Origin of the sequence: Picosynechococcus sp. PCC 73109 (genome assembly GCF_001521855.1) — a bacterium.
Lineage (GTDB): Bacteria > Cyanobacteriota > Cyanobacteriia > Cyanobacteriales > MRBY01 > MRBY01.
Genome location: NZ_CP013998.1, coordinates 393871 through 406309 on the forward strand (window position 1 = coordinate 393871; position 12439 = coordinate 406309).

The following is a 12439-nucleotide window of genomic DNA, read 5'->3' on the forward strand; positions in this document are numbered from 1 at the left end:
TCATGGCTTCCCTCGAATCCGTCCGACAACTGCTTTCTTCCGATAGCTTTGGCGATCGCATTTCCGGCTTAAATCAGCTCCGGGCTTTTTCGTCCCAGGATGCGTTTCCCCTGATTCAGCCCCTCCTGAGTGATCCTGAAGCACGGGTCCGTTATGCGGCGGTCAGTCAAATGGATGCGGTGGGCCAAGGCTTTGAAACAGAGGCTTTAGCATTGCTTCGCCATGCCTTATTTAATGATTCGGAATTGGATGTCAAGGCAGCAGCCGCCGATGCGATCGCCGGCTTAAAAATTGCCGAAGCCTATGATGATTTGGCCCAGGTGTACCATTCCACTTCGGAGTGGTTGTTGCAATTCAGCATCGTGGCAGCCCTCGGTGAATTGGGCAATCCTAATGCCTTCGATTTACTCAAAGAAGCCCTCAAATCAGAAACAGAATTGGTGCGCACCAGCGCGATCAGTGCCCTCGGAGATCTAGGCGATCGCCGCGCCATTGAGCTATTAACTCCCTTTATTGCTGATCCCGATTGGCAAGTGCGCTATCGTTTGGCCCAATCCCTAGGACGGCTGGGAGGTGAAGAAGTTAAGCCCTTCCTAGAAACCCTAGCCCAGGATGAACAAGTGGCAGTGGCCGACGAAGCAAAGCACCATCTTAATTAGGTTTTATCGTAATCAAAGGGGCTTATTTTTAAATTTTTTCTGCTTAACCATAGCATTCGTTTTTAACTGAATAAGCAACAAAAAACTGCCTCGGATTTTTCATGTCAATGATTTCTCCTGGGGCAGTTTTTTAGAATGAGTTTCTAACGAAATATCGCGCTAAAAATCAATTCTCTAGATAATGTTTGCGGCCCGTAGACCAAGGAAGCCAGCAAGGGCAATACCAGTGAAAACGACGATATAACCCGCAAAAGGAATAATGGCAGCCATCTGATGTAGTCCTAATAAAAACATTGCCACTCATTATAAAGGAAAGGGCGATCGCCCCAAAAAGTTGCCCCAAGAAAAGAGGGAACAAGTCACTGACTGGCTCCCCCTGATCCTTAGATTAATCTCAAATTATGAGTTTAGAGTTGTGGCACAAACTGCTCCTTTTCGGGAACGGTTGTGTATTCCGCTACAATCTGCCGGAACTCTTCTCCATCGATAGTTTCTCGTTCGATCAGCAGATCTACGAGACGATCAATGACTTCCCGGTTATCGCGCACCAGTTTGCGGGCAAGGCGGTGGGCTTCTTCGGCGATAATCCGAATTTGCTCATCAATGCGCGAAGCAACTTCTTCAGAATATTCCGAGCGATTCATGAAGCCACCACCAAGGAAGACTTCACCCTGTTGGCTTTCTAGAGACAACGGGCCAAGATCACTCATCCCAAAGCGGGTCACCATTTGGCGCGCCATACCGCTGACCTGTTGGAGATCACCCCCAGCACCAGTAGTCACTTCATCATGGCCAAAGATTTCTTCTTCGGCGGCGCGGCCCCCGAGGGCACCAGCAATGCGGGCCATTAATTGGGACTTCGTCGTCAAGCCCTGTTCTTCGTTAGGGGTGAACCAGGTTAAACCTTGGGCTTGGCCACGGGGAATAAGCGTCACTTTCTGCACCGGATCGTGATCCTTGAGTAAGGTGCCGACAATCGCATGGCCTACTTCATGGTAGGCAATCAGACGCTTACTCTTGCTGTCAACGAGGGGTGTCCCTTCCATCCCAGCAATCACTCGGTCTACGGCGTCATCAATTTCCGCCATGGTGATTGCTTCCTTGCGGCGACGGGCTGTGAGAATTGCTGCTTCGTTCAAGAGGTTAGCGAGATCAGCACCACTAAAACCAGGTGTCCGACGGGCGATCACATCAAGGGAAATTTCATCCGCTAGTTTTTTGTTGCGAGCATGAACTTCGAGGATGCTCAAGCGGCCTTTGATGTCGGGGGTATCCACCGTCACCTGACGGTCAAAACGACCAGGACGCATTAACGCGGAATCTAGCACGTCGGGACGGTTGGTTGCGGCAATGATGATGATGCCAGTATTACCCTCGAAACCATCCATTTCCGTTAGAAGCTGGTTGAGGGTTTGTTCCCGCTCGTCGTTACCGCCACCGATGCCTGCACCGCGTTGGCGACCAACGGCGTCAATTTCATCGATAAAGATTAAGCAAGGGGCATTTTCTTTGGCTTTTTTGAAGAGGTCACGGACACGGGATGCACCGACTCCAACGAACATTTCGACAAATTCAGAACCAGAAATACTGAAGAAAGGTACGCCCGCTTCACCGGCGATCGCCTTCGCGAGGAGGGTTTTACCAGTCCCAGGAGGGCCAACAAGGAGAACCCCTTTAGGAATTCGGGCACCCACTGCTGTGAATTTTTCTGGCTGCTTCAGGAAGGTGACAACTTCTTGGAGTTCTTCTTTTGCTTCTTCGATGCCAGCAACGTCATCGAACATGATTCCCGTTTGCGCTTCCATCATGAACTTCGCCTTAGACTTGCCGAAGTTCATCGCTTGGCCAGGGCCACCGGGCATATTGCTAGAGCGACGGAAGAGGAAAAATAATGCCGAAATCAAGAGAATTGGGAAGATTAGATTTCCGAGAATGCCCCACACAGCACCATTGTTGCTTACGGGGTGGGAATCGAAGTCTACCTTGGCGTCCCGGAGTTTGCTAATCAGTTCAGGAGAATTGCCAGGCAAATCAACGCGGATTTGTTGCACACGGTTGTCTAGTTCTGGGTCAACCGCTTCAATGATCGCTGTGCGGCCCCCTTCATATAGATCAACGCTTGTTACCCGGCCAGCATCTAAATATTCAAGGAAGCGGCCATAACTCATGCGGATGTTGGCGCTATTACCAACGAGGTTGGAAGGATTCGCCGAAAAGGCTCCCTGCCAAACAAAAAAGCCGATCACGAGTAGGGGAAGTGCCCAGAGGACAGCGGTTTTCCAAGATGGTTTCATGGGTTAATCTTTGTTATGTTTGATTCAATAAGTGGATGCGAAGAGAAGTAGCGAGGGGCCACCGATCTTTGCAATCCCGAAGGGCGCACCACGAAGCAAAGGTTTTCGCGCTTACTAGCAGTATAAAAAGAAAGCGTTGCTTAGGGACTTTGCCTATAAATTGGCGTTTTTATGACGATGTCTTAACTAAATTTAACTTAATTCTCATTTTGATAGCAACTTTCTGGGATTTTCTTAGGGTTAATCGCTGCTTTTCGCTGGGTGAGGAGTCTGCCGATGATTGGCTGCGTTTCCCAGGCAAAGGGAGGACTGATCGTTTTCTACTGTAGATTTGGTTAAGGTTAAATATTTAATTCAATTTTTTAGATTTTCAACGTGATTTTGCTGTGATCTCTCCTTCCCCTGTTCCCCAAGACTCTCTGACCGCCGATGCGGCGGCTCCCCATGACCCAGTTTCTCCTGATTCATCTTCATCAACCCAGTCGCCCTTGCAATGGACTTTATTTTTGCTCATTTTGGCGTTGCTGGCGGTATCGTTTGCGGCGATTTTTATCCGTTGGTGTAGTACGGAGCTAGGGGCCGGAGCCACGGTTTTTAATCGGTTGTGGTTGGCGACGGGGGTTTTGGGCTTGTGGGAGCTGTTAAAACCCAGGGCGAATGATCGCAACGTTACGGCGATCGCCCCGCGGATCACCGGCAAAGATTATGCCCTATTGCTGTTGGTGGGGGCTGTTTCTTCGAGTTCAGTGGTGTTGTGGGCGCTCTCCCTCGCCGAGACGAGTGTTGCGAATTCGACAGTGCTGCGGAATCTGACGCCGCTATTCACGACCCTGGGGGCTTGGTTATGGTTACGCCAAAGCTTTGACCGACGTTTTCTCTGGGGCCTGGTGGTGGCCATGGGCGGGGCGATCGCCATTGGGGTGACCGATTTCCAGTTAGCCTGGCAGCATTTAACTGGGGATCTGCTGGCCCTGTTGTCAGCTCTTTGTTATGGGGTGAATTTACTCTTGGTAGAAAATCTGCGCGATCGCCTGGGGGCAAGCCAAATTTTGCTCTGGCGCTGCGGTTTCGGTTGTCTGTTACTGTTGCCCTTTGTGTGGCTCACCGAAGACCATCTGTTTCCTCAATCGCTACCGGTATGGGGAGCCGCCATTGGTTTGGCCATTTTATGTCAATGCTTTGGCCAGGGATTAGTGGTCTATAGTCTCAAAACGTTTTCGTCTGGCTTTGTGGCGATTTTTCTCCTTTTGGAGCCAATTATTACGGCGGTGTTTGCCTGGGGGCTCTTGGGTGAAACTTTAACGCCGACCAATGCGATCGCCTTTTGCGGGGTGCTTGGGGGGATCTACCTGGCGAAATCAGCCCAGACCCAAAAGCCCCAAACCCAAGCTGCCACCCAATCCTATTCTTCGCCTGCCACCTGAAGCCGGTATTCTTCAGCGGTCATCGTCTCGGCGAGCATTTCATCGTCGAGGTTATCGACCCGCACTTTGATAAACCATCCTTCTTCGTAGGGGTCTTCGGAAACCATCTCTGGGGATTGGATTAACGCCTCATTACGGTCAATGACAGTGCCGGAAATCGGCGCGTAAAGATCCTCGACGGCTTTGACCGATTCAATGCTGCCAAAGGTTTCACCCACAACAATTGCATCCCCTTCCTCCGGTAACTCTAGGAACACAATATCCCCCAATTCATCGATGGCATGGGCACTCAAGCCAATGGTGGCAATTTCCCCATCGAGGCGAATATATTCGTGGCTATCTAAATAGCGGAGGTCATCTGGATATTCGAGTTCCATAGTCAATTTCTCTAGGCTGGAAGGTTGCAGGGCACAGACAGAAAATCGCCATGGATGTGTCAAGTCTGTACAACCCTTGGGCTACTTTATTCTGGAATTTTGGCAAGATCAAGGCTTAACCAGAAATTTGTTACGATTTCTGAGCTATGGCCACAATGGCCGCAACGCCTCAAGGCCCATTAGCGGCGATCGCCTTTTATTTTTTGACCGATCTTGGTGCCCATTTCCGTTTTCGCCGACCAAAAAAGATAGAGGGTTAAGCCCAGAAAAAACAGCCCAAAGCCGAGCAAATCACGCTGCATCTCGAAAATGCCTCCCTACTGCTCTAGATCTTTAATTTCCTTGGGGACAGCCGCCGTCAAAACCTCATGGCCTGTATCTGTGACTAGAACATCATCTTCAATGCGAATACCAATGCCCTTCCAGTGGTCAGGAATTTCCGGCTGACCTTCGGCCGGTTCAATGTAGGGGGAAATGTAAATACCCGGTTCAACGGTGACAATATTGCCCGCCGCAAAATTCGTCCAAGCATCCTTTTCCGGGCCGATTTTGTAGATCCCTGCGTCATGGACATCTAACCCCAACCAGTGGCCCGTGCCATGCATAAAGAAAGGCTTATATTTCTCCCCTTCGATCAATTCTTCGAGATCGCCCCGGAGTAATCCCAAATCCAATAACCCCTGGGTGATGACCCGTACTGCCGCGGCATGGGAGCTTTGGTAGGAATGTCCGGGTTTGACGGCTGCGATGGCTTGTTTTTGTGCTTCGAGGACGATTTCGTAGAGGGTTTTTTGTTCCGGGGTAAATTGGCCACCAATGGGGAAGGTGCGGGTAATATCGCCGTTGTAGTAGTCATAGCAAGCGCCTGCATCGATCAAAAGTAATTCGTTGTCCTGGAGTTGGGCACTATTCTCGACGTAGTGCAAGATACAAGCATTGGCGCCCCCGGCAACAATGGAAGGATAGGCAAAGCCGGCAGCCCCTTCGAGGCGGAAAAGGTGTTCGATTTCGGCTTGAACTTGATATTCATAGAGTCCAGGTCTTGCATATTCCAGTGCCCAGAGGTGAGCTTTGGCAGAAATGGCTGTGGCCCGACGCATTAGATCTAGTTCCGCTGGGCTTTTGACCATGCGCATCTGATGTAAAATTTGCCCCGGATCTTCAAGGGCCGTGGGGCCCGTACCACGCTTCGAGCGGGTTGCCAGGAGACGTTGATAATGTTGCAGAATCGTTTGGTTGAATTTTTCGTCCCGGCCCAGGTGATAAAAAAGGCGATCGCCACCCTTGAGGTATTCTGGCAGTTTTTCGTCTAATTCTTGAATTGAGTAGGTGATGTCCGCGCCGAATTTTTCCTTGGCCCCTTCGACTCCGGCCCGGTAGCCGACCCAAATTTCCTGGGCCAAATCCTTTGGTTGCACAAACAGAATAAATTGATGTTCTGGGTGGTGGGGGGCAAACACAGCCACCGCATTGGGCTCATTGAAACCCGTTAAATAATAAAAATCGCTATCTTGGCGGAAATTATATTCCACATCGTTATGCATCACCGCATGGGGCGCACTGCGTAGGATGGCGGTTCCCTGACCAATTTCGGCCATGAATGCTTGGCGACGCTGTTGATATTCCTGCGGTGTAATGCCCATTGATTTTTATCGATTTGCGCTTGTTTTGAGTGAATAAAATGGTAGCAAACTTTTTTGCCCCCGAATTTGGCCCCTTAAATTGACCCATGAAAAAAGGTTGGCGATCCTACCCCAAAGGCGATCGCCAACCTTAATTTTTAGATCTCTAAAGATCCGTTTTAGCTTTCGGCAAAAATGTATTTGCGCAGATCTGCCGGATTCGGTTCGGGACTACTTTCAGCGAAGGTCACAGACTCATTTACAACTTCTTGAATTTTCTTCTCAATCGCCTTTAGTTCCTCGGCGGTAGCCAAGCCCCGATTAGTGACAAATTTTTCAAAGCGTTTAATTGGATCCCGCTGGGCCCAGAATTCTTTTTCTTCAGCAGACCGCAATTCGTCGGGATCGGCGAGGGAGTGACCCCGGAAGCGGTAAGTTAGTGCTTCGATCAAAGTTGGCCCTTCTCCGGCTCTGGCTCTGGCCACGGCTTTTTGGGCCACATCCCGCATTGCCAGCACATCCATTCCGTCCACTTCATAACCGGGCATCCCAAACACACTTGCTTTTTTATAAATTTCCGGCTGGGACGTTGCCCGTTCATGGGCCATACCAATCGCCCACTTGTTGTTTTCCACCACAAATAAAATCGGCAATTTCCAGAGGGCTGCCATATTCAGGGTTTCGAAGAACTGACCATTATTGGAGGTGCCATCCCCAAAGAAACAAGCCGTCACATTATCAGCATTTTTATTGCCCATCACTTCCTGGCGGTATTTACTTTGGAGGGCTGCCCCTGCCGCCACCGGAATCCCTTCCCCGATAAACGCATAGCCTCCCAAGAGACCATGTTCTTTAGAAAACATGTGCATCGAGCCACCCCGACCCTTGCTACAGCCTGTTTCTTTGCCAAACAGTTCCGCCATCACTTCCCGCGCGGGCACCCCGGCACTGAGGGCATGGACGTGGTCACGGTAGGTACTACAAACAAAATCTTCCCCCTGCCGCATTGAGCGAATCACCCCAGTGGAAACCGCTTCCTGACCGTTATAGAGGTGGACGAAGCCAAACATCTTGCCTCGGTAGTACATCTCAGCACACTTATCCTCGAACAAGCGTCCTAAGGTCATATCTTCGTAGAGCATGAGGGCTTCTTCTTTGGTGATCTCTACCGAAGAACTATCAAATTCTGGGGCTGTCCGTTCTTTATGCATCATTAACATTCAGGATTTTTCGGTTAGTCTTATGAGTCGATCACGCGGCGCAAGGGCTGTGTGAAATCTGCAGTAACAGTTTAGAATCAAATTGACTTCCATAGAAGCAAAGCATCATCGGTTCCATCGCCCAGCAATCCAGAAAACACGGAGTCTGAGGTCAATGTTCTACGGACTGCTAGGCTCAATAACGCTACAGCGTGCAACCTATGGTGTTTAAAATTCTTTGGTTAATATAACCTTAATTGACCTGACTTTTGCTGATAGGAAAGTAAACTGTGCGCATTCCGCTCGACTATTACCGCATCCTATGCGTCCCCGCCAAGGCAACCACTGCCCAAATTACCCAAGCCTATCGCGATCGCCTTTCCCAATTTCCCCGTCGCGAACATAATGCCCTGGCCATTGAGGCCCGCAACCGGATTATCGAGCAAGCCTTCGAGGTGTTATCCCAAACAGAAACCCGCGCCATCTACGACCATGAGCTGTCGGGAAATATGTTTCGTTCCCTCGTCCCCAGCCGGCCGAAACTGCCTTTTCCCGATCGCCCCTCCAGTGACGCAGAGTTAGAAGCCCTGACGGCCCACCAACCAACCATTGACATCGCAGAAAAAGATTTACTGGGGGGACTACTGCTGCTCCTAGACCTGGGGGAGTACGAATTAGTGCTAAAGTGGGCTGCCCCCTACCTCAAGGGCAAAGGCAAGCTGGTCAAAGAAGGAAAATTTGGGGCCGTCGAAATCGTTGAGCAGGAACTGCGGCTTTGTCTGGCCCTAGCCCATTGGGAATTAAGCCGGGAACAGTGGCTCCAGCAACATTACGAACAGGCCGCCATATCAGGTCAGAAGAGTCAAGAATTATTGGTAGATACGGCGCAATTTGAGGACCTCCAGCAGGAGATCCAAGCAGATCTCCATCGACTCAGACCTTATCAAGTCTTAGAACTTCTAGCCCGACCAGAATCGGAAGCCCGAGAGCGACAACGGGGTTTACAACTACTCCAGGAGATGTTGAGCGCCCGCGTAGGGATTGACGGCCAGGGGGATGATCAATCGGGTCTCAGCATTGATGATTTTTTACGGTTCATCCAACAGTTGCGCAGTTATCTAACGGTTCAAGAACAGTTGGATTTGTTTGTTGCAGAATCAAAGCGACCTTCAGCTGCAGCAGCCTATCTCGCGGTATATGCCCTTTTAGCGGCCGGGTTTTCGCGACGGCAACCAGATTTAGTTGTCCAAGCCCAGACTCTATTAGAACGGCTCGGTAAACGCCAGGATGTTTATTTAGAGCAATCGATCTGTGCGTTACTTTTGGGGCAGCCAACGGAAGCCAATCAACTGCTAGAACAAAGCCAGGAACAGGAGGCGATCGCCTACATTCGCGAGCAGTCTGCGGGGGCACCGGATCTACTCCCAGGCTTGTGTCTCTATGGAGAACAGTGGCTGAAGACGGAGGTCTTTTCCCATTTTCGCGATCTCCGGCAGCGGCGTGAGGATGGCTCTGTTTCGTTGACGGCTTACTTCGCCGATCCTGAAGTGCAGCAATATCTTGACGATCTCCTCACGGAGGCTGTCCCCACACTCACACCTCCTTCAGACACAGAAAGTACAGCAGCCCCGGTAGAAAGGCCACCGGAAACATTACAGTCAGAAACCGTTGTTTCGCCGCACCCCAGTCGTCCCGCCAAGGTTGATTCCTTTGAGGATCTCGTCACTCAAACTCCCGCTACAGTTACCCCAGCACCGCCTTCTCCTGGTGTAGCACCCGTAACTGCGGCATTAAACCCAGACCCGGAAGCGTCTTCCGCTTCGTCAAAACCAGTTTCGTCAAAAAAGTCTATCGGGCCTTGGGGGGCGATCGTTGCTATCGTGGGGAGTGTTTTGCTGGTTGTGGGCCTGGTGCGAATTTTGTCTGGCCTAACCACCCAGGAACCTCTACAGGTCACCCTCAATGGTGAGCCGCCCCTGACGATCCCCAGCCTCGATCCTGCCGCACCAAGCAATAATTCTGATAACGGGACAACGACGGAAACAACACCCTTGATCAATGAGGCGATCGCCGCTGAGGTGATCCAAACTTGGTTTGAGAGTAAAGCTAGAGCCTTTGGCCAAGACCGTGATTTGGCGGCCCTAGAAAATATTTTGGCAGAACCGTCCCTGTCCCGCTGGCGCAGTAGTGCCCAGGCCGTCCGCAGCGCTGGTACCTACCGCACCTATGACCACAGTTTGACGATTGAAACGGTGAGCTTCAACTCAGACCAACCCAATGTGGCGACCGTGGAGGCCCAGGTGCAGGAAAAGGCAGATTATTATCGGGCGAATGGGGAACGCGATCCCGGCCAGTCCTATGATTCTGACCTGCGTGTCCGCTATAGCTTGGTGCGCCAAGGCGATCGCTGGTTGATTCGTTCTTCCCAAACCCTGTAGCCGATGCCTTCTGGACGTACCCACGATCAGATCACCTTCTGGGGGCTGCCCGTCGTGGTGGGCCTTGGTTTTTTTCTGCTGCGGCGGTGGGAATTGGCCCTCATTCTGAGTTTGGCCTATCTGTTTAGCGGTTTAATGTTTGGCCCAGACTTAGATATTCATTCCGTGCAGTTTAAGCGTTGGGGGATCTTCCGCTGGATTTGGCTCCCCTATCAAAAAAATCTCCGCCATCGTTCAGCCCTTTCCCACGGGTTTTTAATTGGTACAATTGTTCGCGTTCTTTATCTAGGGACGATTCTGCTGTTGGTCACAATGGTTGGCGTGGCGATCGCCCAATTAATGTTTGATTTTTCCTGGAATTGGCGTACCGCCTTTCTTAACGTCCAGCGACAGTGGCAACAACACTACTGGGCGGAAAGTTTAGCGCTCTTTGTGGGGTTAGAAATTGGAGCAATGAGTCATTCCGTCAGCGATTGGCTTGGTTCCATGGTTAAACGATCCCAGAAACAAGGCTTATTTTCTTCCTTTTCTCGGAAAAAACGCAAAAAACGTCGTAAATCCCCCCGTTCCTCCCGAGGATGACCATAGCAGACCTCAAGATCAGTTGGGCCGAATACCACGCTTTAATTGAACAATTGGCCACTACAATTCAAAAATCCCAGTGGGAATTCAACCAAATTCTCTGTTTGGCGAAAGGTGGCTTAAGAATTGGTGACATTTTGGCGCGCATTTTCGATCAACCCTTGGCAATTCTCAATGTGGCTAGCTACGGCGGCACAGGCAATCGAGAACGTGGAAAACTCTTGTTTGCGGAACATTTTACGAACTTTGGGCCTCTGGGCGATCGCCTTTTACTGGTAGACGATTTAGTTGATTCGGGGCGGAGTCTCCAGCAAACCCAGACCTGGCTCCAAACCCAAGCCCCCCAGATTACAGAAATTCGTACCGCCGTCCTCTGGTACAAAGGCCATTCCCAATTTCAGCCCGATTACTTTGTCCAGCATTTGCCCGATAATCCTTGGATTCAGCAACCCTTTGAGCATTACGAAAAATGGTGAGCCATGCCCAGGGAGAGCCATGCAAAATCAAACGAGATCCATTAAGGTATAAAAAATTCTTAAATTTTGCCTAAATCAATGGTTGCCCCGTCGCAAATTACCGTTACTTGGCACAGTGAAATCGCGGAAATCCCCAAAGCTGCCTGGGATGCGATCGCCGCGCCATTGAAAACGCCTTTTTTAGAATGGGATTGGCTCCATAATATTGAACGTTCCGGCAGTGTCGGCCCCCGAACCGGCTGGCAGTCCTGCCATCTATCGGTGCAGCGGGATGGAGAATTTATTGCCATGGCCCCCCTTTACATCAAAGGCCATAGCTACGGCGAATTTGTTTTTGACCACCAATGGGCCGATCTGTCCTACCGCTTGGGCCACGAATACTACCCAAAACTCGTGGGGATGACCCCCTTTACGCCCGCCGTGGGCTATCGCTTTCTCATTGCCCCCGGCGAAGATGAATTGACCCTCTCTCAGGTCATGGTCGCTGCCATTGATCAATTTTGCGATCGCCAACAACTCTCTGGTTGTAATTTTCTGTTTGTCGATCCCACCTGGCAAAAAACCATGGAACAACTCGGCTTCCGGGCTTGGCTCCACCATGGCTACATCTGGAGTAACCAGAATTTCGGCAACTTCGACGACTATCTCGGTGCTTTTACCTCCAACCAACGCAAAAACATTAAACGCGAACGCAAAGCCGTTGATAAGGCAGGTTTATCCCTCAAGATGATGACAGGCGACGAAATTCCCGCCCATTACTTCCCACTCATTTATCGTTTTTATAGCAGCACCTGTGACAAGTTTTTTTGGGGCAGTAAATATCTCCGTAAACCCTTTTTTGAAACCTTAGAATCCACCTATCGCCATCGGGTTGTTTTGGCCGCTGCTTACACCCCAGAAGATGATAAACATCCCGTCGGTTTATCTTTTTGTATCCGCAAAGATGATTATCTCTATGGCCGTTATTGGGGGGCTTTTGATGAATATGATTGTCTCCATTTCGAAGCCTGCTATTACAAACCGATCCAATGGGCAATCGAGCAGGGAATTACGATGTACGATCCGGGTGCTGGCGGAAAACATAAGCGACGACGCGGTTTCCCGGCAACCCCAAACTATAGCCTCCACCGTTTTTATCAACCCCGCATGGGCCAAGTTTTAGACGCTTATATTGATGAAATTAATGCCATGGAGCAGCAGGAAATCGAGGCGATCAATGCAGACATTCCCTTTAAACGGCAGGAAGTTCAATTGAAAATTTCCTAGCTTCACTAGCCAAAAGCGCGATCGCCCTCCAAAAACCCACTCCCTTGGGGGAGATGCTAAAGGCAGAGGGGACTCTCTTAGTGTATGGAGTAAAATTAAGGG

At 50.4% G+C, this 12439-nt stretch carries 12 protein-coding genes; 6 read left to right on the forward strand and 6 right to left on the reverse strand.

Going from position 1 to position 12439, the window contains the following annotated elements; genetic code table 11:
- The first annotated feature begins 2 nt into the window (after positions 1-2).
- Positions 3-659: a phycobilisome degradation protein NblB gene (gene nblB, locus AWQ23_RS01890; RefSeq protein ID WP_062431990.1), complete on the forward strand. Its 657-nt coding sequence runs from the start codon at positions 3-5 to the stop codon at positions 657-659.
- Between the two features lie 174 nt (positions 660-833).
- On the opposite strand, the gene petL is transcribed toward nblB, so the two are convergent.
- Entirely contained in the window at positions 834-929 is a 96-nt protein-coding gene (petL, locus tag AWQ23_RS16460; RefSeq protein ID WP_099240448.1) for a cytochrome b6-f complex subunit PetL, read from the reverse strand.
- A gap of 137 nt (positions 930-1066) precedes the next feature.
- Entirely contained in the window at positions 1067-2953 is a 1887-nt protein-coding gene (gene ftsH2 / locus AWQ23_RS01895) for an ATP-dependent zinc metalloprotease FtsH2 (protein ID WP_062431992.1), read from the reverse strand.
- A 386-nt stretch (positions 2954-3339) separates the two neighbouring features.
- Between ftsH2 and AWQ23_RS01900 the strand changes: the two genes are divergently transcribed.
- Positions 3340-4377, forward strand: coding sequence for a DMT family transporter (locus AWQ23_RS01900; protein WP_062431994.1), 1038 nt, complete (start codon positions 3340-3342; stop codon positions 4375-4377).
- On the opposite strand, the gene gcvH is transcribed toward AWQ23_RS01900, so the two are convergent.
- The 4 genes from gcvH to pdhA all read right to left on the reverse strand — a co-directional run bounded on the left by gcvH (position 4356) and on the right by pdhA (position 7587).
- Positions 4356-4754 carry a glycine cleavage system protein GcvH gene (gene gcvH, locus AWQ23_RS01905; protein ID WP_012305985.1) on the reverse strand — a complete coding sequence of 133 codons (399 nt, stop codon included), beginning with the start codon at positions 4752-4754 and terminating at the stop codon, positions 4356-4358. The genes AWQ23_RS01900 and gcvH overlap by 22 nt on opposite strands.
- Before the next feature lie 179 nt (positions 4755-4933).
- Positions 4934-5056 carry a hypothetical protein gene (locus tag AWQ23_RS16405; RefSeq protein WP_254903472.1) on the reverse strand — a complete coding sequence of 41 codons (123 nt, stop codon included), beginning with the start codon at positions 5054-5056 and terminating at the stop codon, positions 4934-4936.
- A gap of 15 nt (positions 5057-5071) precedes the next feature.
- Positions 5072-6397: an aminopeptidase P N-terminal domain-containing protein gene (locus AWQ23_RS01910; RefSeq protein ID WP_062431996.1), complete on the reverse strand. Its 1326-nt coding sequence runs from the start codon at positions 6395-6397 to the stop codon at positions 5072-5074.
- Between the two features lie 158 nt (positions 6398-6555).
- Entirely contained in the window at positions 6556-7587 is a 1032-nt protein-coding gene (gene pdhA, locus AWQ23_RS01915) for a pyruvate dehydrogenase (acetyl-transferring) E1 component subunit alpha (protein WP_062436458.1), read from the reverse strand.
- Positions 7588-7865: 278 nt separating this feature from the next.
- On the opposite strand from pdhA, the gene AWQ23_RS01920 reads away from it, so the two are divergent.
- The 4 genes from AWQ23_RS01920 to AWQ23_RS01935 all read left to right on the forward strand — a co-directional run bounded on the left by AWQ23_RS01920 (position 7866) and on the right by AWQ23_RS01935 (position 12337).
- Positions 7866-10013: an IMS domain-containing protein gene (locus AWQ23_RS01920; RefSeq protein ID WP_062431998.1), complete on the forward strand. Its 2148-nt coding sequence runs from the start codon at positions 7866-7868 to the stop codon at positions 10011-10013.
- 3 nt (positions 10014-10016) lie between these two features.
- The gene (locus AWQ23_RS01925; RefSeq protein WP_062432000.1) at positions 10017-10595 is read left to right on the forward strand and encodes a metal-binding protein; all 579 of its coding nucleotides are present in this window, start codon (positions 10017-10019) and stop codon (positions 10593-10595) included.
- A 2-nt stretch (positions 10596-10597) separates the two neighbouring features.
- Positions 10598-11071 (forward strand): phosphoribosyltransferase, encoded by a 474-nt coding sequence (locus AWQ23_RS01930; protein ID WP_041443738.1) that lies wholly within the window; start codon positions 10598-10600, stop codon positions 11069-11071.
- A 78-nt stretch (positions 11072-11149) separates the two neighbouring features.
- Complete coding sequence (locus AWQ23_RS01935) at positions 11150-12337, forward strand: GNAT family N-acetyltransferase (RefSeq protein ID WP_062432002.1); 1188 nt, start codon at positions 11150-11152, stop codon at positions 12335-12337.
- Positions 12338-12439 lie beyond the last annotated feature (102 nt).

Bases quoted from the DNA above. Each gene is read 5' to 3' on its own strand.
- nblB (WP_062431990.1), top strand. From the start codon at position 3: ATGGCTTCCCTCGAATCCGTCCGACAACTGCTTTCTTCCGATAGCTTT.
- petL (WP_099240448.1), bottom strand. From the start codon at position 929: ATGGCTGCCATTATTCCTTTTGCGGGTTATATCGTCGTTTTCACTGGT.
- ftsH2 (WP_062431992.1), bottom strand. From the start codon at position 2,953: ATGAAACCATCTTGGAAAACCGCTGTCCTCTGGGCACTTCCCCTACTC.
- gcvH (WP_012305985.1), bottom strand. From the start codon at position 4,754: ATGGAACTCGAATATCCAGATGACCTCCGCTATTTAGATAGCCACGAA.
- AWQ23_RS16405 (WP_254903472.1), bottom strand. From the start codon at position 5,056: ATGCAGCGTGATTTGCTCGGCTTTGGGCTGTTTTTTCTGGGCTTAACC.
- AWQ23_RS01910 (WP_062431996.1), bottom strand. From the start codon at position 6,397: ATGGGCATTACACCGCAGGAATATCAACAGCGTCGCCAAGCATTCATG.
- pdhA (WP_062436458.1), bottom strand. From the start codon at position 7,587: ATGCATAAAGAACGGACAGCCCCAGAATTTGATAGTTCTTCGGTAGAG.
- AWQ23_RS01925 (WP_062432000.1), top strand. From the start codon at position 10,017: ATGCCTTCTGGACGTACCCACGATCAGATCACCTTCTGGGGGCTGCCC.
- AWQ23_RS01935 (WP_062432002.1), top strand. From the start codon at position 11,150: ATGGTTGCCCCGTCGCAAATTACCGTTACTTGGCACAGTGAAATCGCG.